The 22,409-nt window shown below is 67.7% G+C and carries 25 protein-coding genes; 12 read left to right on the top strand and 13 right to left on the bottom strand.

Annotated elements, in window-relative coordinates:
- Window positions 1-4 precede the first annotated feature (4 nt).
- Window positions 5-265, bottom strand: coding sequence for a hypothetical protein (locus tag GO592_RS03260; RefSeq protein ID WP_005251602.1), 261 nt, complete (start codon window positions 263-265; stop codon window positions 5-7).
- Between the two features lie 118 nt (window positions 266-383).
- On the opposite strand from GO592_RS03260, the gene GO592_RS03265 reads away from it, so the two are divergent.
- The gene (locus tag GO592_RS03265) at window positions 384-1,892 is read left to right on the top strand and encodes a glutamate-cysteine ligase family protein (RefSeq protein ID WP_005254223.1); all 1,509 of its coding nucleotides are present in this window, start codon (window positions 384-386) and stop codon (window positions 1,890-1,892) included.
- 18 nt (window positions 1,893-1,910) lie between these two features.
- Here the strand turns inward: GO592_RS03265 and GO592_RS03270 are convergent, their stop codons facing one another.
- On the bottom strand, window positions 1,911-3,092 hold the full coding sequence (locus GO592_RS03270; protein WP_007296474.1) for a globin domain-containing protein: 1,182 nt from the start codon (window positions 3,090-3,092) through the stop codon (window positions 1,911-1,913).
- 1 nt (window position 3,093) lies between these two features.
- Window positions 3,094-3,570 (bottom strand): RrF2 family transcriptional regulator, encoded by a 477-nt coding sequence (locus GO592_RS03275; protein ID WP_007296473.1) that lies wholly within the window; start codon window positions 3,568-3,570, stop codon window positions 3,094-3,096.
- 249 nt (window positions 3,571-3,819) lie between these two features.
- Here GO592_RS03275 and GO592_RS03280 point away from each other — a divergent pair, with 249 nt between their 5' ends.
- From GO592_RS03280 to GO592_RS03290, 3 genes are all read left to right on the top strand, one after another.
- Complete coding sequence (locus tag GO592_RS03280; protein ID WP_005254220.1) at window positions 3,820-4,704, top strand: universal stress protein; 885 nt, start codon at window positions 3,820-3,822, stop codon at window positions 4,702-4,704.
- A 72-nt stretch (window positions 4,705-4,776) separates the two neighbouring features.
- A complete protein-coding gene (locus tag GO592_RS03285; protein ID WP_005573597.1) occupies window positions 4,777-5,817 on the top strand; it encodes an LLM class F420-dependent oxidoreductase in 1,041 nt (346 codons plus the stop codon).
- Window positions 5,818-5,866: 49 nt separating this feature from the next.
- Complete coding sequence (locus GO592_RS03290; protein ID WP_007296472.1) at window positions 5,867-6,757, top strand: universal stress protein; 891 nt, start codon at window positions 5,867-5,869, stop codon at window positions 6,755-6,757.
- Between the two features lie 335 nt (window positions 6,758-7,092).
- Here the strand turns inward: GO592_RS03290 and GO592_RS03295 are convergent, their stop codons facing one another.
- Both GO592_RS03295 and GO592_RS03300 read right to left on the bottom strand, forming a co-directional pair.
- Entirely contained in the window at window positions 7,093-8,043 is a 951-nt protein-coding gene (locus tag GO592_RS03295; protein WP_007296471.1) for an acyl-ACP desaturase, read from the bottom strand.
- 23 nt (window positions 8,044-8,066) lie between these two features.
- Window positions 8,067-8,930, bottom strand: a complete 864-nt coding sequence (locus tag GO592_RS03300) for a nitroreductase family protein (protein WP_039950812.1) — start codon at window positions 8,928-8,930, stop codon at window positions 8,067-8,069.
- Window positions 8,931-9,102: 172 nt separating this feature from the next.
- Here GO592_RS03300 and GO592_RS03305 point away from each other — a divergent pair, with 172 nt between their 5' ends.
- Window positions 9,103-9,738, top strand: coding sequence for a response regulator transcription factor (locus GO592_RS03305; RefSeq protein ID WP_005254213.1), 636 nt, complete (start codon window positions 9,103-9,105; stop codon window positions 9,736-9,738).
- A gap of 8 nt (window positions 9,739-9,746) precedes the next feature.
- Here the strand turns inward: GO592_RS03305 and GO592_RS03310 are convergent, their stop codons facing one another.
- Window positions 9,747-11,393, bottom strand: coding sequence for a sensor histidine kinase (locus GO592_RS03310; protein ID WP_007296469.1), 1,647 nt, complete (start codon window positions 11,391-11,393; stop codon window positions 9,747-9,749).
- 117 nt (window positions 11,394-11,510) lie between these two features.
- Here GO592_RS03310 and GO592_RS03315 point away from each other — a divergent pair, with 117 nt between their 5' ends.
- On the top strand, window positions 11,511-12,134 hold the full coding sequence (locus GO592_RS03315; RefSeq protein ID WP_005254211.1) for a hypothetical protein: 624 nt from the start codon (window positions 11,511-11,513) through the stop codon (window positions 12,132-12,134).
- A 12-nt stretch (window positions 12,135-12,146) separates the two neighbouring features.
- Here the strand turns inward: GO592_RS03315 and GO592_RS03320 are convergent, their stop codons facing one another.
- The 5 genes from GO592_RS03320 to GO592_RS03340 form a co-directional block, all read right to left on the bottom strand.
- Window positions 12,147-12,872, bottom strand: a complete 726-nt coding sequence (locus GO592_RS03320) for a hypothetical protein (RefSeq protein WP_007296468.1) — start codon at window positions 12,870-12,872, stop codon at window positions 12,147-12,149.
- 87 nt (window positions 12,873-12,959) lie between these two features.
- Window positions 12,960-13,286: a cupin domain-containing protein gene (locus GO592_RS03325; RefSeq protein ID WP_005254209.1), complete on the bottom strand. Its 327-nt coding sequence runs from the start codon at window positions 13,284-13,286 to the stop codon at window positions 12,960-12,962.
- Between the two features lie 75 nt (window positions 13,287-13,361).
- Window positions 13,362-13,760, bottom strand: coding sequence for a hypothetical protein (locus GO592_RS03330; protein ID WP_007296467.1), 399 nt, complete (start codon window positions 13,758-13,760; stop codon window positions 13,362-13,364).
- A 72-nt stretch (window positions 13,761-13,832) separates the two neighbouring features.
- Entirely contained in the window at window positions 13,833-14,339 is a 507-nt protein-coding gene (locus tag GO592_RS03335; protein WP_007296466.1) for a dihydrofolate reductase, read from the bottom strand.
- Complete coding sequence (locus GO592_RS03340; protein ID WP_007296465.1) at window positions 14,339-15,139, bottom strand: thymidylate synthase; 801 nt, start codon at window positions 15,137-15,139, stop codon at window positions 14,339-14,341. Before GO592_RS03340 ends, GO592_RS03335 begins: the two co-directional genes overlap by 1 nt.
- Before the next feature lie 85 nt (window positions 15,140-15,224).
- On the opposite strand from GO592_RS03340, the gene cobF reads away from it, so the two are divergent.
- From cobF to GO592_RS03365, 5 genes are all read left to right on the top strand, one after another.
- The gene (gene cobF / locus GO592_RS03345; RefSeq protein WP_007296464.1) at window positions 15,225-15,965 is read left to right on the top strand and encodes a precorrin-6A synthase (deacetylating); all 741 of its coding nucleotides are present in this window, start codon (window positions 15,225-15,227) and stop codon (window positions 15,963-15,965) included.
- 55 nt (window positions 15,966-16,020) lie between these two features.
- Window positions 16,021-16,887 carry an Fpg/Nei family DNA glycosylase gene (locus GO592_RS03350; RefSeq protein ID WP_007296463.1) on the top strand — a complete coding sequence of 289 codons (867 nt, stop codon included), beginning with the start codon at window positions 16,021-16,023 and terminating at the stop codon, window positions 16,885-16,887.
- Window positions 16,888-16,925: 38 nt separating this feature from the next.
- The gene (purT, locus tag GO592_RS03355; protein ID WP_039950776.1) at window positions 16,926-18,137 is read left to right on the top strand and encodes a formate-dependent phosphoribosylglycinamide formyltransferase; all 1,212 of its coding nucleotides are present in this window, start codon (window positions 16,926-16,928) and stop codon (window positions 18,135-18,137) included.
- Entirely contained in the window at window positions 18,134-18,616 is a 483-nt protein-coding gene (locus tag GO592_RS03360; protein WP_007296461.1) for a DUF456 domain-containing protein, read from the top strand. Before purT ends, GO592_RS03360 begins: the two co-directional genes overlap by 4 nt.
- 98 nt (window positions 18,617-18,714) lie before the next feature.
- Window positions 18,715-19,476, top strand: coding sequence for a hypothetical protein (locus GO592_RS03365; protein WP_007296460.1), 762 nt, complete (start codon window positions 18,715-18,717; stop codon window positions 19,474-19,476).
- Between the two features lie 43 nt (window positions 19,477-19,519).
- Here the strand turns inward: GO592_RS03365 and GO592_RS03370 are convergent, their stop codons facing one another.
- Window positions 19,520-20,275, bottom strand: coding sequence for an amidohydrolase family protein (locus GO592_RS03370; protein ID WP_007296459.1), 756 nt, complete (start codon window positions 20,273-20,275; stop codon window positions 19,520-19,522).
- 105 nt (window positions 20,276-20,380) lie between these two features.
- Between GO592_RS03370 and GO592_RS03375 the strand changes: the two genes are divergently transcribed.
- Window positions 20,381-20,950 (top strand): TetR/AcrR family transcriptional regulator, encoded by a 570-nt coding sequence (locus GO592_RS03375; RefSeq protein WP_007296458.1) that lies wholly within the window; start codon window positions 20,381-20,383, stop codon window positions 20,948-20,950.
- 53 nt (window positions 20,951-21,003) lie between these two features.
- Here GO592_RS03375 and GO592_RS03380 read toward each other — a convergent pair whose 3' ends face one another.
- A complete protein-coding gene (locus GO592_RS03380) occupies window positions 21,004-22,395 on the bottom strand; it encodes an FAD-dependent oxidoreductase (RefSeq protein WP_007296457.1) in 1,392 nt (463 codons plus the stop codon).
- Window positions 22,396-22,409: the final 14 nt, after the last annotated feature.

The following is a 22,409-nucleotide window of genomic DNA, read 5'->3' on the forward strand; positions in this document are numbered from 1 at the left end:
GGGCCTATTCCGGCTCGAGGTCGTCGTCGTTGCGGAACACGAGTGGTCCGCTGTCGAGGGCGATCGCCCAGCGTCGTGAGACGGCCCAGTCCCGGCCGTACGAATCGTTGCTGATGTCCTGGACGCCGGCGAAATCGTCGACGATGACGCCGGCCTCCAGGGGCCACTTCTTCTCGGCCAGTTCGTGATCGGCCGAATGCCGCGTTTTCACGCGCGTGCCCACGGAGAACTCTGGTTTCTTCTTGGAGTCGGTATCAGGCGTCATCTCAAGTCCTTCCGCTCACCAGCGTCTGGTTCGAGGTTAGCCCGCCATCCCGCATTCGCGCGGGATGAACGGATATGCTCCCCCGTGAGCGCAGTTCGACGCGCAATTGGGGAGTGGTATGGGTCGCGAAGTGACGTCTCGGACATTCACCCGAGAAGACCGGCGCCTGTTCCGGCAGAAGGTGCTCATGTGCGTCGACGCGCTCGAGAGAATGCTGCGGGAGGGAGCGTTCGTCGACGAGGTCGATCCGCCCAGGCCCATGCTGGGCATGGAGATCGAGTTCAATCTCGTCCACGCCGACATGACGCCCGCGATGTCCAATCTCGCCGTCCTCGAGTCGATCGACGACGACGCCGTGTTCCAGACCGAACTCGGTCAGTTCAACGTCGAGATGAACGTCCGGCCGGGTCCCCTGATCGGTGAGGGGACGTTCGAGCTCGAACGCACCCTGCGCGCGTCGCTGCACGTCGCCGACGCGCGGATCCACGGGCACGACGCCCAGCTGGTGATGGTGGGCATGCTGCCGACGCTGCAGCTCGAGCACCTCGGCCGGGAGTGGATCACCGCGAATCCCCGCTACGAGCAGCTCAACGATCAGATCTTCGCCGCGCGGGGGGAGGACATCGAACTCGACCTCGAGGGTGTGCCGCTCGAGGGCCGGCTCGCCGAACAGCTGAAGGTGGACGCCAATTCGGTGCTCCCGGAAGCCGCATGCACGTCGCTGCAGCTGCACCTGCGCGTCGCGCCCGACGAATTCGCCGCACACTGGAACGCCGCGCAGTGCCTGGCCGGTGCCCAGGTGGCCCTCGCCGCGAACGCGCCGTTCATGGCGGGCAAGGCGCTGTGGCACGAATCCCGCATCCCGATCTTCGAGCAGGCCACCGACACGCGTCCACTGGAGCTCAAGAACCAGGGCGTGCGGCCCCGCGTGTGGTTCGGGGAGCGGTGGATCACGTCGGTCTTCGACCTGTTCGAGGAGAACTCCCGATACTTCCCGGCACTGCTGCCGGAGGTGTCCGACGTCGACCCGTCGGCCGAACTCGACGCGGGCCGGGTACCGGACCTGAGCGAACTGCAGATGCACAACGGCACCATCTACCGGTGGAACCGCCCGGTATACGACAGCGACGACGGCAAGCCGCACCTGCGGATCGAGAACCGGGTGCTGCCCGCGGGCCCGACTGTGCTCGACACGATGGCGAACGCCGCGTTCTACTACGGCGCGCTGCGCGGGCTCGTCGAATCGGATCGGCCCGTCTGGTCGCAAATGTCGTTCAATGCGGCCGAGGAGAACCTGCACGCCGGCGCGAAGTACGGCATGGACGCCGAGTTGTACTGGCCCGGTGTCGGGTTCGCGGGCGCCGACGAGCTCGTCCTGCGGCGGCTGCTGCCGATCGCCGACGAGGGGCTCGCCGCGTTCGGGCTGTCCGCGAAGGCCCGCGACCGCTACCTGAGCGTCATCGAGGGCCGGTGCGTCACCCGGCAGACGGGGGCGTCGTGGCAGCGTGCACAGGTGGTCCGGCACGAGAACGCCGGTCTGAGCCGGCCGGAAGCCCTGGCCGCCATGCTGCGTCAGTACGTGGAGAACATGCGTGAGGGCAGCCCCGTCCACACCTGGCCGGTGTGAACGGCGCCGCCGTGGCTCTCACACGGTGGCCGACCAGCTGTCCGGACCGAACACCTCGTAGTGGATGTTCTCGGCGGGCACGTCCTTCGCGAGGAGCGCCTCCCGCATTCCGAGCATGAACGGCAACGGACCGCACAGGTAGGCGCGAGTACCGGGCGCGATCGCGACCTCACCGAGGTCGGCCCGTCCCTCGCGCAGGCTGCCCTCGGGCCGGCGGGCGCCCAGGTCTTCGTACCAGCGGTGCATCACCGCGAACGGCAGGCGTTCCACCAGTTCGGTCAGCTCCGCGCGGTGCGCGTGACTGCTGGCGGACCGGTCGGCGTGGAGTACCGAGATCGGTCGGCTGTCCTCGGTGTCCGCGAGGTGGCTGAGCATCCCGATCATCGGCGTGCACCCGATGCCCGCGGACACGAGCAGCAGCGGAGCGTCGTCGTCCTGCAGGACGAGATCGCCGAACGGCGTCGACACCGCGAGGACGTCGTCTTCGAAGACGTTCTGGTAGAGGAAGTTCGACACCTCGCCCGCTCGTTTCACCGAGATCCTCCAGTCGCCGCGCGACGGGGCCGACGACAGGCTGTACTGGCGGATCTGGCGCGCACCGTCCGGCAGGTGAACCGCCACGGACAGGTACTGCCCTGGAGCGAACGACGGAAGCGGCGAGCCGTCGAGGGAAGTGAGCACGAACGAGACCGTGTCGGCGGACTCGTGGCGGCGCTCGCGGACCCGCACGTCCCGCCACACGTCGCCGGCCGTCACTCCCGCCGAGGCGTAGAGCCCGGCCTCCATTGCGATCAGGGTCTCCGCCATCAGCCAGTACACCTCGTCCCAGGCCGCAGCGACCTCGGGAGTGACGGCGTCGCCGAGGACCTCGACGATGGCCGCGAACAGGTGTGTGTGCACGATCGCGTACTGCGCGGGCTCGATCCCCAGTGAGGCGTGCTTGTTCGCGATCCTCGAGAGGATGAGGTCGACGCGCGCCTGATCGGGCTCGAGTTGGAGGGCCGCGAACGCGGCGATGGCTCCGGCCAGCGCTTTCTGCTGTTCGCCCTGCTTCTGATTTCCGCGGTTGAACAGGTCTCGTTCGAGTTCGGGGTGCGCGTCGAACAGCTTGCGGTAGAACAGCGTCGTGATGTCCGAGATCGCGGCGCCGACCACGGGCAGGGTGGCGCGGATGACGTCCGTCGAGGTGGGCGAGAGCATGTCATTCTCCGATCGTTCGAGAAATCTGGGAAGTTGTGGCGGCGGTTGCTCGCGGGAGGGCGAGCAGCACGGTTCCGGTGGGGGACCGGGTGAGGTCTTCGATCGTGAGGGCGTCCAGCGACTCGAAGAACGCATTCTGTGCGCGTCTCAGCGCCGACCGCAGCAGGCACCCCGATCGCAGAGGGCACGGTTGGGCGCCGTCGCAGTCGACGACCTCCGAATCGCCTTCGAGTCGGCGGGCGAGCCAGCCGACGGAGGCGGTGCGCCCGAGTTCGGTGATGGCCAGACCGCCCGCGCGTCCCCGGCGTGCGTCGACGATGCCGAGCTCACCCAGCCGGGTAATCACTTTGGCGGCGTGGGTGTACGAGACCGACAGTTCCTCGGCGATCGCCCGGCTCCCCGGTCGTTCGCCGTCCCCGGCGACGGCCAGTCGCATGACCACCCGCAGTCCGAGGTCGGTGAACTGTGTGAGTTGCATGACCCGAACGTACTTTAATTCTCATCTCGGATACCAAATTTGTGACCGACGTCGCTCCCGACGGAATCTGAGCGGAAAATGCAGTGGCCCAGTCATTTTCGCGCTGGAGAGACCACTCCATCTTTCATCATCGCCGAAGTCGGCCGTCACGGCTACGGGCGGAGAGCCCGAGATGGTGGGGACTTAAGTCCCTCGTCGAAAGGCGAAGGGCGGCAGACGCGAAGCGGAGGCCGGGGATAGTGTGAAGTCATGAGCACACGGGACCGCAACAGCGTCGTCGTCGGTGTCGACGGATCGGACACCTCGAAGTCCGCTGTTCGGGTGGCCGCCGAACTGGCCACCGAACGTGGACTGAACCTGAAGATCATCCACGCACTCGACTTCGCTCCGTACGGGTTCGGCGGTCCCTACATGGATTCGGGCGGCGTGTACGAGTGGGTCGAAGCGAGTGGCAAGGCGATTCTCGCCGAGGCGCAGGAGCAGGCGTTCGCGGTCAATCCCATCATCGACGTCCACACCGAACTGTCGATCGGCAGCAGTGCCCAGTGGCTCGTCGACCTGTCCGAGAACGCCCGGATCGTGGTGGTCGGCGCGTCCGGGTCCGGAGCGGCCGCCACCGCACTGCTCGGGAACACGGCGATCAACGTCACCAGTCACGCCCACTGCCCGGTCGTCGTGGTCCGCGGCGACGCCCACGCCGACGGACCCGTCGTGGTCGGCGTCGACGGCAGCCCCACCAGTGAGCGGGCGATCTCGGTGGCCTTCCAGGAGGCGTCGCTGCGGAACGCGCCGTTGGTGGCCGTCCACGTCTGGAGCGACCTCGGACCGGCAGCGTTCGAGGACCCGCGGGCCGCGGCGCTGGTGCCGCAGGGGCTCGAGGAGGACGAACACGCCGTTCTCGCCGAGAGCCTCGCCGGCTGGCAGGAGAAGTACCCCGATGTGCGGGTCACCCGGGAGGTGTACATCGACAATCCGCGGGCGCGATTGCTCGAGTGGTCGAAGAAGGCGCAACTGCTGGTGGTCGGCAGCCGGGGGCGCGGAGGTTTCAAGGGGATGCTGCTCGGATCGACCAGCAACAGCCTGGTCGGTGGGGCACATTGCCCGGTAGTCGTCGTGAGGCCTGCACGCCCCTGACGCCATTGCTCGCAGTAGTGTCTGGGTTGAAGCAGGAACAGGTTGCAGATAACGCCAGGATTGGGGAACGACGTGCGCATAGGTATGGGCTTGAACTACAGCGGCGGTTTCGCCGAGACGGTCGAGGAGGTCGCCGACCTGGAGAAAGCCGGACTCGACATCGCGTTCGTGCCCGAGGCCTACTCGTTCGACGCGGTGAGCCAGATCGGCTACCTCGCCGCCAAGACCACGACACTCGAACTCGCGTCCGGGATCTTCCAGATCTACACCCGTACGCCCAGCCTGACCGCCATGACGGCCGCCGGCCTCGACTTCGTGTCGGACGGACGCTTCGTGATGGGCCTCGGCGCCTCCGGACCGCAGGTGATCGAGGGCTTTCACGGCGTCAAGTACGACGCCCCGCTCGGGCGCACCCGCGAGGTCGTCGAGATCTGCCGCAAGGTGTGGCGCCGCGAGAAGGTCGAGTTCCAGGGCAAGTACTACCAGATTCCGCTGCCCGCCGAGAAGGGCACCGGGCTGGGCAAGCCGCTGAAGATCATCAACCACCCTGTGCGTGATCGCATCCCGATCGTCATCGCCTCACTCGGGCCGAAGAACGTGGAGCTGACCGCCGAGATCGCCGAAGGCTGGGAACCCATCTTCTACCACCCGGAGAAGGCGGCGAGCGTGTGGGGCGAGCCCCTGGCCAAGGGCAAGGCGAAGCGCGACCCCTCCCTCGGTGAGCTGCAGGTCTTCGCGTCGCCCGCCCTCGCCATCGGCGACGACGTCGAGCACATGCTCGACTGGGTCCGCCCTGGGCTCGCGCTGTACATCGGCGGCATGGGCGCGAAAGGCAAGAATTTCTACAACGACCTCGCGGTCCGGTACGGCTACGAGAAGGAAGCCGAGACCATCCAGGACCTCTACCTGTCGGGCAAGAAGGACGAGGCCGCCGCCGCGGTGCCGGACGATCTGGTGCGGGCCGTGTCGCTGATCGGTCCGGAGAGCTACGTCGCGGAGCGGGTGGCCGCCTTCGCCGAGTCCGGGGTCACCACGCTCACCGTCACCCCGCTCGCCGCGGATCGTGCGGGACGCGTCGCGTTGGTCGAGAAGCTCCGCAAGATCTGCGGGTAGCCCCGCGAACCCCAGCAGTGCCCAGCCGGAAGAATCAGGAAAGGTGACCATGACCGGAATCAAGCCGATCGTCGTGGGTGTGGACGGATCCGAGGCGGCCTCGGCCGCCGTGGCGTGGGCCGCTCGCGCCGCCGCCGCACTGTCGCTCCCGCTGCACATCGTGACAGTGGTGCACATTCCTGCCTTCTACTACACCGAGCCGTACCTGGCCGAGAGCTTCAAGGAAGAACTCGAGGACACGGCGAAGTCCCGGCTCGGCAGTGCGCGGGTGCACGCCAAGCAGACGGTGGACGAGCCGCTCGACATCACCACCGAACAGCACGAGGGCAAGGTGAGCCAGACACTCATCGAGCTCTCCGCGAACGCGCACATGATGGTGCTCGGTTCGCGCGGGCACGGTGAGTTCACCGGTCTGCTGGTCGGTTCCACCACCTCCGCGGTCGCGGCGCACGGTCATTGCCCGCTGGTGGTCGTGCGGGGGCGGACCATGGACGGGCAGCCACCGACCGAGGGGCCGATCGTGGTCGGCATCGACGGCTCGGAAAGCAGCAAGGCGGCGGTGGAAGTGGCATTCGAGCAGGCCGCCGCCCGCGGAGCGAGCCTGGTCGCGGTCAACGTGTGGAGCGATGTCAGTGTGCAGCCGTCACTCGGCGCCAGCCCGGAGGACCCGCTGTGGAGCAGCATCCAGACGGGCGAAGAAGTGGTGCTGTCGGAGCGCCTGGCCGGGTACCAGGAGCGGTACCCCGATGTGACGGTCGAACGCGTCGTCGCGCGGGACCGCCCGGTGCGGGTGCTCAGCGAGTTCGCCGAGAAGGCGCAGCTGATCGTCGTGGGCAGCCGCGGCCGGGGTGGCTTCACGGGAATGCTGCTGGGCTCCACCAGCAATGCGTTGCTCCACACCGCGGATTGCCCGGTGATGATCGTCAGGCCGGAAAGCTAGCACCCCCGATCGCGACGATGGTGCGGTAGCCTTCGCTCGACTTCGCAGAGGAGGCTCGAGTGAAGGCAACGTCTCCCAGGATCCCGGCACTCCACTGCTCAGCGTGCTCAACTCGCGTCACGCGGAGAGCCCCGAAGGCCGGGACAGGTTCTGGGGGCGACGACTACTAGAATCCGCCTGCCAGCCGGTTTCAGCCTCGGCACGGCTCCCCGCCAGGAGGTGGTCGACACGACCAACGACCTCGTGGCAGGGATGTTCGACCGCTTCCTGAAGGGGGCTCCGGCACCCGAACTCGACGACGCCGCGTCGCGGTTCCCGCTGGTCTTCGAGGTGCGTTAGCGGGCCGCGACGCGCCCGCCGCGCCGGGCTTCGCGGGCGAGCGCGCGATCCCGCGACTCCTCGAACCGGGCGGCCTTGCCTTCCAGGCTCTGCAGGAACACCGCCAGTTCCTCGCGGCAGCGTTCACCGTCCGGTCCGAAATCGTTACGCTCGAACATGTTCCACTTCCGGAGCACCGGTAGGACGACGTCGTCGAGATGCTGGCGCAGGTCGTAGATGCCGCCCTTCGCGATCAGGACCGCGTTGCGGCGGAAATTGTGCATGCCCGCACCGGGCATCTGGAAGTTGGTCACCACCCTGTGGATCGCGGCAATGGCCTGGTCGGGTGCGACGTCCAGGGCGGCACCGACGATGTTGCGGTAGAACATCATGTGCAGGTTCTCGTCGGCCGCCACCCGGGCGAGCATCCGGTCCGCGATCGGATCACCGCACGCCTTACCCGTGTTCCGGTGTGACACCCGGGTGGCCAGTTCCTGGAACGTCACGTACGACACCGAATCCAGCATGGACCCGCCACCGGGATCGAAGCCCTGTGTCATGTGGTCCATTCGAGCCTGCTCGAGCGCTACCGGGTCGACCCCTCGCGTCACGACCAGATAGTCCCGCATCACGATGGAGTGCTTGTTCTCCTCCGCGGTCCACCGGCCCACCCACGTGCCCCAGGCGCCGTCGAGTGAGAAGTGCTGGGCGATCTCGCGGTGGTAGGACGGCAGGTTGTCCTCGGTCAGCAGATTGGTGATCATCGCCGCCCGCGCGGTGTCGCTGAGCTGGGACTGCTCCGGATCCCAGTCCTCCCCGCCCAGCGCCGCGAAGTTGCGGCCGTCGTCCCACGGAACGTAGTCGTGGGGATGCCAGTCCTTCGCCATGGCCAGGTGGCGGTTGACGTTGTCCTCGGCGACGTCCTCGAGTTCGTGCAGCAGTTCGCGGTCCGTGAGTACGCGGCTCACAAGGGCACTCCGTTTCTGGTCTGTCAGTATCCGATTCGCAGGATCAGCTGTGGATGGCCCGGCACGTCGAGTCGATGTGCGAGGCGACGCGCCGAATCGTCGACGCGCAGCGGGTGGGAGAGGATGGAGGCGCCCAGCCGGGCGTCGACTGCGGTCAGCCACGCTCGTTCGACCGCGATTCCGGTGCGGACCAGGTCGATCGACTCCTGCGTGTCCGAGACGAACACGAGGACGGTCTCGCCCTCGATCGCCGCGGCGAGGCGTGCCGAATCGGGGACCCCGCGGGTGACGACGGTGCGGATCGTGTCGACCGACTCGTGACCGCCCTGCGGCAGCCAGTGCGACGTCCACGGGAAGAGGTCGCGCTGGTGACCGGGATCCTGCCGAACCCGGTCGGCGGAATAGAGGAGCACGTCGGCGAGCGCGGGCGCCTCGTCCGTGGCGAGCAGCCGGGCGCGGACGCCCTCCGTCGCCGCCGCGCGGATGATGTCGTCAATGGTTGCTGCGGGAACCGGTATGTCGACGAACGCTTCTCGATGACTCCGGCGGCGAGCCATGGCGGAGAACAGCCTCAGCTCGGTACTCGACGGCGAGGCCGTGCCCACGGCCCGAACGGACGCGACGAGGTCGGGCCTGCGCGGATCGGGCAGCAGGTCGGTCTCGATCTTCCAGCCGAGCGCCCGCAACGCGAGCTCCACGTTCGCGACGCCCGCGCCGCACGAGATCACGCGGTCGGCGCGCGGCGTGTCCGTGAAGCCGCGACGCTCGCTGATCTCCGCGCAGCTGCCGTCGAGCCGCAGATCCCACGGCTGGGTGTCGTGGATCGACGGGGCCGAGACGATGGCGCGGGAGACCACCTCGATGTCACTGAGCGACCAGCTGTTCATCGCGACCTCCACTTGTGGTGTCCGGGTATTCCCCCGCAACCTCAGCTTTCCGCGCACCACGGCGCCTGCGCTTGGGTCGAAGGTCCCCAATGCGTGGGGGAGAGGTCCCGGAGGGGTGGGCTCCGGTCGCCGGCGCGGTACGGTTCGAGGAGAAGACGGTGGAGGTGCAGACATGACCACGCGGGTGTTCCTGGTCGACGACCACGAGATCGTGCGACGAGGCCTGGTCGATCTACTCGGCAGCGTGCCCGACCTCGAGGTGGTCGGGGAGGCCGCGTCCGTCGGCGAGGCGATGGCGCGCATCCCGGGTTGCGGCGCCGACGTCGCCGTGCTCGACGTCCGGTTGCCCGACGGCAACGGTGTCGAACTGTGCCGGGACCTCCGCGCGGCCCTGCCCGAACTGCGGTGCCTGATGCTCACGTCGTACTCGGACGACGAGGCGCTGTTCGACGCCATCATGGCCGGAGCGTCCGGATTCGTCCTCAAACAGATCCTCGGCACCGACCTGGTCGCCGCCGTGCGAACGGTGGGGGAGGGCGGTTCGCTGCTCGACAGCAGGGCGACGTCGGCGCTGATGAACCGAATCAGGTCCGCGCGCCGGGAAGACCCCCTGGCGGAACTGTCCGAGCAGGAACGCGCCGTGTTCGAGTTGATCGGCGAGGGGCTCACCAACCGGGAGATCGCCGAGCGGCTCTTCCTCGCCGAGAAGACGATCAAGAACTACGTGTCGCGGCTGTTGTCCAAACTTGGGATGCAACGACGCACGCAGGCGGCCGTGCTGGCCACCGAACTACGCAACCAGCGCTGAATTCTTCATCACGTCAACGGAACACGCCAGGTGACGACGGTTCCGCCGCCCTCGGCGTCGACGGTGCAGGCGCCGCCGCAGTGCTCGGCGCGCCGATCGAGGTTGTCCAGTCCGCTGCGCCGGGCGCCGTCGGCGATCCCGATGCCGTCGTCCGCGACCGTAACGGTGAGGTCGTCCCCGGCGGCCACCGAGATGTCGATGGTGGTGGCCCGCGCGTGCCGCAGCGCATTACTCAGGGCTTCCCGCAGCACCGCCTCCGCGTGCTGGTGGATGCGGCTGGGCACGAGAGTGTCGATGGCGCCGGAGAACTGTACGTTCGGCGCGATCGGTGACTGGGAGGTGAGGTCGCCGATCACGTCGAGGAGGCGACGGCGCAGACTCGTCGCGGATGCGATGCCGGTGGCCTGCAGATCGAAGATGGTGGTGCGGATCTCGCGCACCGTGCGATCGAGTTGTTCGACCGCGGTGGCCACGATGGAGCGCACGCCGTCCGGGACGTCTCCGACCGCGTGCGTGCTCTGCAGGCTCATGCCGGTGGCGAACAATCGCTGAATGACGTTGTCGTGCAGGTCACGCGCGATCCGGTCACGGTCGGCGAGCACCGACAGCAGCCGTTGTTTGCTCTGCTGATCGGAGAATTCCACCGCGACGGCAGCCAGGTCGGCCACCGATTCGAGCCGGGCGACCTCGTCCGGATCCCACGCAGTGTTGCCGCGCGCCGTGACCACCAGGACCCCGCCGACCCCCGACGCCGTCGACAACGGCAGCACCGCGGCCCGGCCCGCCTCGGCGGAGAACGGTGCCAGACCGTCGAGCCCCGTCAGCAGTGCGGGAGTGCGGGAACGCAGCACTTCGGCGAACGGCTCGGCCTGGGTGGCGATGCGGAAGCTGTCGCGCAGCGGCCGCACCGTGCTGTCCGCCCCGACCACTGCACCCTCGCCGAGCGTGACGACGATGTAGACCTCGTCGCCGCTGGACAGTTCGCGTACCTCGGCGGCGAGTGTGTGGAGTGTTTCGTCGAGTGATCCGCCGACCATCAGCCGGGACGTGATCGCCGCGACGGCCGTCAACCACCGCTCCCGCGTCCGCGATTCCTCGAACAGCCGCGAATTCTCGACCGCCACTCCTGCCGAGGTCGCGAGCGCGCGCAGGATCACCTCGTCCTCGTCGGTGAACTCGGGACCGCTCAGTTTCTCGGTGAGATAGATGCTTCCGAAAACCTTGCCCCGCATCATGATCGGCATACCCAGAAAGCTCTTCATCGGTGGATGATTGGGCGGGAAGCCGATCGACCCCGGGTGATCGGCCAGGTTGGCGAGTCGCACCGGGCGGGGGTCGTGGATCAGCAGTCCCAGCAGCCCACGGCCTTCGGGCAGGTGACCCATGTGCGCACGCTCTTCCGGCGTGATGCCCTCGTAGACGAACTCCGACAGGCCCCCGTCGGGGGCGTGGACACCGAGCGCGCCGTACCGGGCGTCGAGCAGGGAGGTGGCCGACGTGACGATGCGCTGCAGGGTGGAATCCAGCTCGAGTCCCGAACCGACCACGAGGACCGCCTCGAACAGGCGCTGCAGACTTCGGCGGGTGGGGACCACGGCGGCGAGCCCCTCCCGGAACTCACTGATCCTCGCCTCGTGCCCACCGTCCGGTCCCATGTCTGCAGCATAGGTCCGGAGGCGGCGTAACGCCGCGAACCGCGGCGTCGATAAGGGCGCGAGTGTTTACTCATTCGAACTAATGCTTACCCATTGACGTGACGAGGGAGAAGAAGAATGAATCGACGGCACTTCGGACGACGGGTCGCGGCAGGTCTGACCGCTGCAGTGGCAGCGACGATGATGTTCACCGGCGTCGTGTCGGCGCAGCCCGCAGATTCCGCTCCCGTCGTCGACCCGGCCACCGCGATCGCGAAGCTGCGCACCGTCGCCGCCGGTAATCCCGAGGCCGAGGCCGCCATCGAGCGACTCGCCGCGTCGCCGACCGACACCGCGGCGACGAACATCGCCCTTCCGGGCCAGATCTTCCAGATCCCCGCGTACTCCGACACCGGGCAGGGCGGTCCGGTCCTCGGACAGCTGTACGGAGCGGGCGTGGCGACCAACATGAGCAACCAGTTCCGCTTCGGATTCTTCGGCGGACCGGGCGTCATCGCGAACGACCAGACCGGCGCCGAACTCGACGTCGTCTACTACAGCTTCGCCACCGGTGCCAGCGGCATCGTGAAGCTGGACCAGAACAACGTCGCGGTTCCCACGGTCGTCTCCTCGCCGCCGGTGGCCGGGCTCGGCAGCGGTCTGGTCGTGGCGGCCGTGTACGGCTCGCTGAACCACCAGGTGGGACCGAACGTCGTCAAGAGCACGATCTGGTGGCCCACGCTGGGCACCGTGCTCGCCTGACGGTTCGAGAACTCAGGTGGCAGGTTCGGCCCCCGGCCGGGCCTGCCACCACTCTCTCCAGCGCTCGTCGAGTTCGGCCCACTCCTCGTCGTCCAGGTCGTAGGCCGCCAGCAGGATCTGCGCACCGCCGTGGGGACGTGCCGCGTTGACGGGCTGCTCGCCGAACTGCAACAGTCCCGGGCCGAGGTCGTCGACACTCACCGCGGTCTGGTGTTCGCCCACGTAACACACCACCCCGTGCAGCAGATCGCCCGTCTCGGCGACCACGGTGAAATGATCGCCGACCGTCATGCCCTCGAGCTTGTCGAGGCCGAGCAGGTGCCGCGCCGAATCACCCTCCGCGACCGGGCCTTCGAGGAACAGCGTGCGACGCTCGTCGAGTCCGTGCCGCTCGATGCCGAATTTGAGGAACTGCAGGAACGTGGTCCAGCCCTCGGTGACGTCGTCGTACCAGTCGTCCGCGGCGGGGTCGCCGCTGCGGGGCGGGCGGGTGATCCGCACCAGTGTGGTGCCCTCGTGCTCGTGGAGGCTGAACTTGTCGGCGCCGTTCAGGGCGAGGGTGAAGGCGGCGGCGTCCTCGGTCACGTCGTCGAAATAGATTTCCCTGATCTCGTCGGCCAGGCCGGCGTAGTCCCAGCCGTGCCAGCGTCGGATCAACTCCGGGTCGCGCAGGGCCTGCCACACCACCGAGGGCGCCGCGGCGACGGCCACCTCGATCACCGGCTGGGATTCGGTCATGCGTTCTCCTGCGTCTCCACTGCTGTGCGTGCCGGTACCGACGATACCGGCGAGCGGTGGTGGCCCGCGGTGTCCGCGAACCGGCCGTCACATGGCGACGGTGAGCAGGAACGCGACGTCCTCGATCGCCTCGACGCTGTGCCGATCGGTCGGAAGGACCAGCAGATCGCCGGTGGAACCCTTCCACGAGTCCTCGCCGGACACGAGGTTCAGTTTGCCGCTGAGAATGAACAGGGTGGCCTCGCCCGGGCTCTCGTGCTCGGCCATCTTCTGACCCGCGGCCAAGGCGATGACGGTCTGTCGGAGGCTGCGCCGATGTCCGCCGTACACGGTCTGCGAACTGCGGCCGCTGGACGTCCCGCCTGCCAACTTCAGTTGCTGACGGGCAAGGGCGGTCAGTGACTTCTTGTCCATGAGGTGAGTATGAACCACTGCGCGCACCGTCACCCGTCGAATGGGGTAACGGTGCGGCGGCAAAGGGGGCGTCGGTCAGCGCCGGGTGAGGGCCCAGCCCTGGGCCGCGGCGAACGCGCCGACCACCACGGCCTGCAGCAGCACCCAGACGACGCCGACGGTGGTGAGGTGCTGCGACTGCGTGAGCACCAGGGCCACGCTCGCGCCCACCCAGACGACGTTCGCGAGGACGACGGCGTCCACCGCGGCCGGCGCGGGACGGTCCGGCACGCTCACCGCCCACACCCCGGCGGTGAAGACGAGCAGGAAGACGCCGATGGCACGCAGGAAGCCGGCTGTCGGGCCGAGGACGTCGTCGAGCACGGTGGCGGCGGCGAGATAGGCGACGCCGTTGGCGCCGGTGACGACGGCGTCGATGCGGAGGGCGAGGCGCAGTGGGGAGAGGGCGGTGCGGATTTCGAGTGCGGCGATCATGTCGGCGGTCCTCACATGAGACGAGTGAACAGGTACGTCACTCAGACTCGCGCCGAAGCCGAATGCTCTCAATTACCTCGCAGGTAATGCCCGGGTGTAGGTGATCCACCGGTACCGGGTGCCGTTCTTCGCCGACGTGAGCCACTCACCGGTGTCCTGCGCGTGCCAGGAGTTGTCGATCGGGGGTGCCCAGGCGTCGCCGCCGATCGTGACGTCGATCTCGGAGACCAGTAGCTGCGTGGCGAACGGCATTGCCGCCGTGTAGATCTGCGCGCCGCCGATGACGCAGACGTCCTCGTCGGTGAGCGCGAGTGCGGAGTCGAGCCCGTCGGCGGACTCGGCACCCTCCGCGGTCCAGTCGGACTGACGGCTGATCACGATGTTGCGCCGCCCGGGCAGGGGCCGGAACCTCGGGGGCAGCGAGTCCCACGTCTTGCGGCCCATGATCACCGGGTGCCCCTGCGTCACCTTCTTGAAGTACGCCATGTCCTCGGGGACGTGCCACGGGATCGTGTTGTCGCGACCGATGACGCCGCCGACGCCCTGTGCCCAGACCAGCTTGACCTGCCGCGCCGCCACTAGACGGCCACCGGCGCCTTGATGGCGGGGTGGTGCCGGTAGTCGACGATCTCCACGTCCTCGAATGTGTAGTCGAAGATCGAATCCCGCTTGTGCAGTTTCAGCGTGGGATACGGCAACGGCTCCCGGCTCAACTGCTCGGTGACCTGGTCTACGTGATTGTCGTAGATGTGGCAGTCGCCGCCCGTCCAGATGAAGTCGCCCGCTTCGAGCCCGGCCTGCTGCGCCACCATGTGGGTGAGGAGCGCGTAACTCGCGATGTTGAACGGCACGCCCAGGAACAGGTCGGCGCTGCGCTGGTACAGCTGGCACGACAGCTTGCCGTCCGCTACGTAGAACTGGAAGAACGCGTGGCACGGCGCCAGCGCCATCTGCGGGATGTCGCCGACGTTCCACGCCGACACGATGATGCGACGCGAGTCCGGGTTCGACTTCAGCGTCTCGATGGTCTGGGTGATCTGGTCGATGTGCTCGCCCAACGGGGTCGGCCAGCTGCGCCACTGCACGCCGTACACCGGGCCCAGTTCACCGTCGGCGTCCGCCCACTCGTCCCAAATCGTGACGCCGTTGTCCTGAAGCCACTTCACGTTGGAATCGCCGCGCAGGAACCACAACAGTTCGTACACGATCGACTTGAGGTGCACCTTCTTCGTGGTGATCAGCGGAAACCCGTCCGCGAGGTTCCAGCGCATCTGATGACCGAAGACGCTCTTCGTACCGGTCCCGGTGCGGTCTGCCTTCGGGGTGCCCGTGTCCATGACGAGTCGGAGCAGGTCTTCGTACGGAGTCGGCACAGTCACGGCGTCCAGTTTAGGCGCTTCGCGCCCGTGCGCCTTTTCGGTAGCTGGAACAACCGGAAAGGCGCACGAGCGATAGCCTGCGCCCATGCGTGAACTCTTCGTGATCGGCATCGGCGCCGGCGACCCCGACCAGGTGACGGTCCAGGCGATCAAGGCGATGAACAAGACCGATGTGTTCTTCGTCATCGGCAAGGGCGACGAGAAGCAGGACCTCGTCGATCTCCGAACCGCGATCCTCGAGGAGCACGTCACCGGCCCGTACCGTGTCGTGGACATCGTCGATCCGCCCCGCGATCGCACGCCGTCCGACTACGAGGGCGTGGTCGACGACTGGCACGAGCGCCGGGCGGCACTGTTCGAGGCCGAGTTCGCGTCCGAGCCGGGGGTCGGCGCGATCCTCGTGTGGGGTGACCCTTCTCTCTACGACAGCACGCTGCGGATCGTCGAGCGGGTGCTCGACCGCGGCAACGTGTCGTTCGACTACTCGGTGATCCCCGGCGTCACCAGTGTGCAGTCGCTGGCCGCGCAGCACCGGATCGTGCTCAACCGGATCGGCGAACCCGTGCACATCACGACCGGCAGGCGGCTGGCCAAGGGTCTGCCCGACGGTGTCGACAACGCCGTGGTCATGCTCGACGCCCACTGCACGTTCACCCAGGTCCCCGGCGACGACGTCCAGATCTGGTGGGGTGCCTACCTCGGCACACCCGACGAGGTGCTGATCTCCGGTCGCCTGCGCGACGTCGAGGACGAGATCCAGCGGGTGCGCGCCGAATTGCGCGCACGCAAGGGCTGGATCATGGACACCTATCTCCTCCGCAGGTGAGTGAGAAAGCGCGGAGGAGCACACTTCGGCGCTCACCTACCGTTAGCCTGGGACCATGCCCGAGCTGCCCGAGGTGGAGGCGTTAGCCGAGTTCCTGCGTGAACACGCCGTGGGAGCGGTCGTCGGCCGAGTGGACGTGGCGGCCCTGAGCGTGCTGAAGACGTTCGACCCCCCGATCACCGACCTGCAGGGCCGCGACGTGACGGGCGCGGCCCGGTTCGGCAAGCACCTCGCACTCGACTGCTCCGGGTTGTGGCTCGTCACCCACCTCTCGCGTGGGGGCTGGTTGCGCTGGACCGACAACCCGTCGGCGGCGCCGCCGAAACCGGGGAAGGGCCCGCTGGCGCTGCGGGTGCACTTCTTCACCCCGGAGGGCGCGACGCCGGCGTTCGACCTGACCGAGGCGGGCACCAAGAAGCGGCTCGCGGTGTGGGTGGTGCACGACCCTCAGGAGGTGGAGGGGATTGCCCGGCTCGGACCCGACGCCCTCGCCGTCACCGAACCGGAGTTCGCGGCGCTGCTGTCCACCACGTCGGCGCGCATCAAGAATGCGCTCGTCGACCAGTCGCTGCTCGCCGGGGTCGGCAACGCGTACTCCGACGAAATCCTGCACACCGCAAAAATTTCCCCGTTCGCCACGTCCCGCACCCTGCCGGAGGACCAGGTGCACGTGCTGTACGCCGCGATGCGGTCGGTGCTCAGCGACGCCGTCCAGAGGTCGCTCGGCCAGGACGCGGCGCGGCTGAAGGGGGAGAAGCGATCCGGGATGCGAGTGCACGCCCGGACCGGCCTCCCGTGTCCCGTCTGCGGCGACACCGTCCGGGAAGTGTCGTTCGCGGAGAAGTCTTTTCAGTACTGCGCGACGTGTCAGACCGGAGGCAAGGTGCTCGCCGACCGCCGGATGTCGCGGCTGCTGAAGTAGACATCGGCGCGAAACCATGCCCGCATATAGTTGTGACCATGCGTGAACAGGCACCCGTACGGTTCGGTACACCTCTGACGGCAGGCGCGACGCGCGTGATGCTGCTCGGGTCGGGTGAGCTGGGCAAGGAAGTGATCATCGCCCTGCAGCGGCTGGGGGTCGAGGTGATCGCCGTCGACCGCTACGACAACGCGCCGGGCCACCAGGTGGCGCACCGCGCGCACACGATCGACATGAGCGACCCGGAGGCGCTGTTGCGTCTCGTCGAGGAGGAACGACCCCACTTCGTGGTCCCCGAGATCGAGGCGATCGCCACCGACGCCCTGGCCACGGTCGAGGAGCGCGGCACCGCGGTGGTCATCCCCACCGCACGGGCGACGCAGCTGACCATGAACCGCGAGGGGATCCGGCGCCTCGCGGCGGAGGAGCTGGGGTTGCCGACGTCGCCCTACGAGTTCGCCGAATCGCTCGAGGAGGTCCGGGCGGCCACCGAACGCATCGGCTTTCCCTGCGTGATCAAGCCGGTGATGTCGTCGTCCGGCAAGGGGCAGTCCACGGTGCGCGACGCCGGCGACGTCGAGACGGCCTGGGAGTACGCGCTCGCGGGCGGCCGCATCAATCACGGCCGCGTCATCGTGGAAGGGTTCGTCGACTTCGACTACGAGATCACCCAGCTCACCGTCCGGGCGATCGATGCCGACGGCGAGGTGGGCACCTTCTTCTGCGAGCCCATCGGGCACCTGCAGGACTCGGGCGATTACGTGGAGTCGTGGCAGCCGCAACCGATGAGCGACGCGGCACTCGCCCGGTCGCGGGAGGTGGCCGAGAAGGTGACCACGGCGCTGGGCGGCCGCGGGATCTTCGGTGTGGAACTGTTCGTGAAGGGCGACGACGTCTACTTCTCGGAGGTCAGTCCGCGCCCGCACGACACGGGGTTGGTCACCCTTCGGACACAACGACTCTCGGAGTTCGAACTGCATGCCCGCGCCATCCTCGGCCTGCCCGTCGACACCACCCTGACGACACCCGGTGCGTCCGCGGTGATCTACGGCGGCGTCCACGCCGCCGGTATCGGCTTCGAGGGCGTCGCCGACGCGATGGCGGTCCCCGAGACGGACCTGCGGCTGTTCGGCAAGCCCGAGAGCTACGTGCGCAGGCGAATGGGCGTCGCCGTGTCCACGGGACCGGACGTCGAGACCGCGCGCAGCCGCGCGCGGGAGGCGGCGTCCCGCGTCGAGCCCGTCGCGTGAGTCCGGGCGCCGAACTCCTCGTCGGCCTGGCCATCGCCGTCGGGCTCGTCGGAATCGTCATCCCGATCCTGCCCGGCACGATCCTCATTTTCGCCGCAATCCTGGTGTGGGCCATCATGACCGGCGGCGCGACGGCGTGGACGGTGTTCGCGGTCGCAACGGTGTTCCTCGTGATCAGCGGCGTCGTCAAATACACCTGGCCCGGTAAACGGATGCGCACGGCCGGGGTGCCCAATATGTCGCTGATCGTCGGCGGACTGGCCGGGATCGTGGGGTTCTTCGTCGTTCCCGTAGTGGGATTGTTCCTCGGTTTCATCGCGGGAACGTATGTGGCCGAGCTCTACCGGTTGCGTGCGCACAACCGGGCATGGGCCTCGACGTGGCACGCCTGCAAGGCCGTCGGACTGTCGATGCTGATCGAACTGCTCGGCGCCCTGATCGCCTCGGGTGTGTGGCTGTCTGCGGTGGTCGCGACGTAGATCGGTCGAAATCGTCGCCGAGGGGTATCCAGAAGCGTCCTCCACCTGCGATGATGAAATGCGGATGTTGATCTTCCCGGCTAGCGGAGGAATACGCCGTGAACAAGAAGACGACCTGGATCCTGGCGCCCCTCGCTGCCGTGGCCCTCTCCCTGAGCGGCTGCGGCGACGACTCGTCCGACTCGGCGGCGCCGAGCACGACCAGCGCAGCCGCTTCGAGCAGCGGCGAAGCGGCGCCCGCGTCGAACATGATGGAGAAAGTTCCGTCACCGTTCGTGATGACCCCACAGATGGAGCCGACCTACGTCGGTTCGGTCGACGGATCCGACGCGTACGTCGCGCTGGCCAGGTCCGGCGACGAGATGATCGCCTTCCTGTGCGACGGAGACCAGATGTGGAAATGGATGACCGGCACCATGGACGGCGACAAGGCGTCGCTGTCTTCGCCGGACGGAGCGACACTCACCGCGTCGATGAGTGACGGCACCGTGACGGGGCAGGTCAGCGCGCCGGGTATGCCCGACAAGGCGTTCGTGGCGCACCCGGCCGCTGCCGACGAGGGCATGTTCCGCGCAACCACCAACCACGACGGCGCCGATTACACCCTCGGCTGGATCATGACCGCCGACGGCGTCCGGGGGCTCGAACGGCAGGCCAACGGATCGAGCACCGGTGCCATCGCCGTCGACCGGAACGACGACCAGATGGACGACCGGCAGCGTGAGCGGCGGCAGGAACGCCGGGAACAGCTGGACTGCGAGGAAATGAACAACTACAACATGTGGCTGGTGGCGCAGCCGCAGACGCCGCCGGTGGCCGAGATGGTGTCGATGAACAGCGCGCAGATGGAAGGCTGTTGACAAGGGTCCTGCGTGAAGGGTCCTGCGTGAAGGGTCCTGCGTGCTAGCAGGTTCCTCCGGGAGCGTCGCAGCGGTACCAGGCGCGTGCGTTGCCGCCCATGACGGCGTCGAAGTCGTCACCCACCGCGTCCGCGACGATGTCGATGTCGCTGTCCTGGAACACTCTTCGGGAACGGCTGCCCGGTAGGTCGGTGCCGAACATCAGTGCCTCGGGGTTGACGGCGTGGATCTTGCGCAGCACGTCGCCGACGTTCTCGATGGTGGTCCGCCCGAACCCGGTGGCCTTCACCCGGACTCCGCGGTCGACGAGATCGAGCAGGTACGGCAGGCCCCGTGTCGACATCCCCAGGTGGTCGATGCACACGGCGGGGAGCTTGGCGAACACCGGCTCGAGCGACAGCAGCAGCGTGGCGTCCACGTAGAACTCGGCGTGCCAGCCGGCCAGCTCGTACGCGCGGAGGGCCTGCTTGGTGAGGAGTTTCACGTCGGTCGCGCTGCGCCGGAGGTTGAATCGGACGGCCCGGACCCCGGCGCGGTCGAGTTCGAGGATGCTCTCGTCGGTGGCGTCGGGCTCCATCTGGGTGACGCCCACCCAGCTGGGGCCGAGCTCCTCGAGCGCCGCCTTCAGGTAGTTCTGATCGGTGCCCTGGTACGAGGCCGTGACGACGGCGCCGCCGTCCACACCGAAGCCTGCCGTGCGCGCCCGGTAGTCGGCGATGGTGAACGGCTCCGGGAGGTAGCCGTGGTTCTCGACCACCGGGAACCTGGGGTCGATGATGTGAACGTGGGCGTCAAACACGACTTATATCCTGCCTTGTGCGGGGACACGCTTCGTGGCGGAGCCGTCCGCGAGCGCTGGTACAAGTGTCCTACACATACGTCTCAGGCTCATTAGGGTGAGGTCATGGGAAATCGCGAAGACCTGATCGACGGCGCCACGCGCAGCCTGTACGAAAAGGGATACTCGCGGACGACGGCCCGGGACATCGCGTCGGCCTCCGGGGTGAGCCTCGCGGCGATCGGCTATCACTTCGGCACCAAGGAGGCGCTGCTCCACGCCGCACTGTACCGGGAGATGGAGCGCTGGGGGGACGACCTCGCGACGGCCGCCGGGAAGAAGATCGAACCCGGCATGAGTCCGACGGAACGGTTCGAAGCCATCTGGACCGGTGTCATCGAGTCGTTCACCGCCCATCGTCGGTTGTGGATGCTGCAGTTCGAACTGCTCGGGCACCTGGATTCCCTGCCGGAATTGAGAAAGAACCTGGTGGCGTCGACCGCCGATGCCCGCGAAGGGCTGGTCGAACTGTTCGGTGACGCGGGCATCGAGCCGGGCCGGGCACACACACTGGGCGCTCTCTACCAGGCGCTGCTGCTCGGCGTCGCGGAGCAGTGGCTGGTGGATCCCGACCACGCGATGTCCGCCGCGGAACTGCTCACGGCGTTGCGGGCGCTGTCGTCACACCTGGCCTGAGACGACGGAAGGGAACCTCCCGCAGGAGGTTCCCTTCACACTGGTTCGGAAGATCAGGCCTTGTCGGGCTCGCTTGCCTTGAGCATGTCCTCGCGCTCGACGACCTTGATCCGCTCACGGCCCTCGGGCTCGCCCAGGCTGCGCTCGTGCGCGTCGAGGCGGTACCAGCCCTGCCAGGTGGTGTACGGGACCTGCTTGCCCTCGAGGAAGTCGATGATCGCGTCCTCGCCCGGGTTGGCGGGCTCGGGGAAGCCGGCCCGGTCCTCGAGGAGGTTCGCGACGGTCTCGTTCGCGTCGCCCTTGGTGTGGCCGATCAGGCCGACCGGGCCGCGCTTGATCCAGCCGGTGACGTAGGTGGCGGGCATGAACCGGTCGTTGCCCTCGGCGGAGTCGTCGGCGATGACGCGTCCGGCCTCGTTCGGGACGGTGCCCGCCTGCTCGTCGAACGGAAGCTTCGCGATGTTCTGGGACAGGTAGCCCACCGCGCGGTACACGGCCTGCACGTCCCAATCGTTGAACTTGCCGGTGCCCTTGACGTTGCCGGTGCCGTCGAGCTGAGTGCGCTCGGTGCGCAGACCGACGACCTTGCCGTCCTCGCCGAGCACCTCGGTGGGCGATTCGAAGAAGTGCAGGAACAGCTTGTGCGGACGGTTGCCCACGTCGCGGATGGCCCAGTCCTGCAGGGTGTTGGCGACCATGTCGACCTGCTTGGAATTGCGGCGCGCCTGCTCGGAGCCCTCGTCGTAGTCGATGTCCTCGGGGTCGACGATGACCTCGATCGTCGGCGAGTGGTCGAGTTCACGCAGCTCGAGGGGGGTGAACTTGGCCTGCGCGGGCCCGCGGCGACCGAACACGTGGACCTCGACGGCCTTGTTGGCCTTGAGTCCCTCGTAGACGTTGGCGGGGATCTCCGTCGGCAGCAGTTCGTCGCCGGTCTTGGCGAGGACGCGGGCGATGTCGAGGGCGACGTTGCCGACACCGAGGACGGCGACCTTCTCGGCCTCGAGGGGCCAGGTGCGCGGGACGTCGGGGTGGCCGTCGTACCAGGAGACGAAGTCGGCGGCGCCGTAGCTGCCGTCGAGTTCGATGCCCGGGATGTTGAGGGCGCGGTCGGCGTTGGCGCCGGTGGAGAAGATCACCGCGTCGTAGAAGTTGTGCAGGTCTTCGAGGGTGATGTCGCTGCCGTAGTCGATGTTGCCCAGCAGGCGCACCGACGGCTTGTCGAGCACCTTGTGCAGGGCGGTGATGATGCCCTTGATGCGCGGGTGGTCGGGTGCGACGCCGTACCGGATCAGACCGAAGGGGGCAGGCATCCGCTCGAAGAGGTCGATGCTGATCCCGCCGTCAGACGCGGCATCGGATTTCATGAGAGCGTCGGCTGCGTAGATACCGGCGGGGCCGGCACCCACGATCGCAACGCGCAACGGACGTGTCTGATCAGTCATCTGGAGCGAACTAC

Origin of the sequence: Rhodococcus sp. 21391 (genome assembly GCF_016772255.1) — a bacterium.
Taxonomy (GTDB): domain Bacteria; phylum Actinomycetota; class Actinomycetes; order Mycobacteriales; family Mycobacteriaceae; genus Rhodococcus_F; species Rhodococcus_F opacus.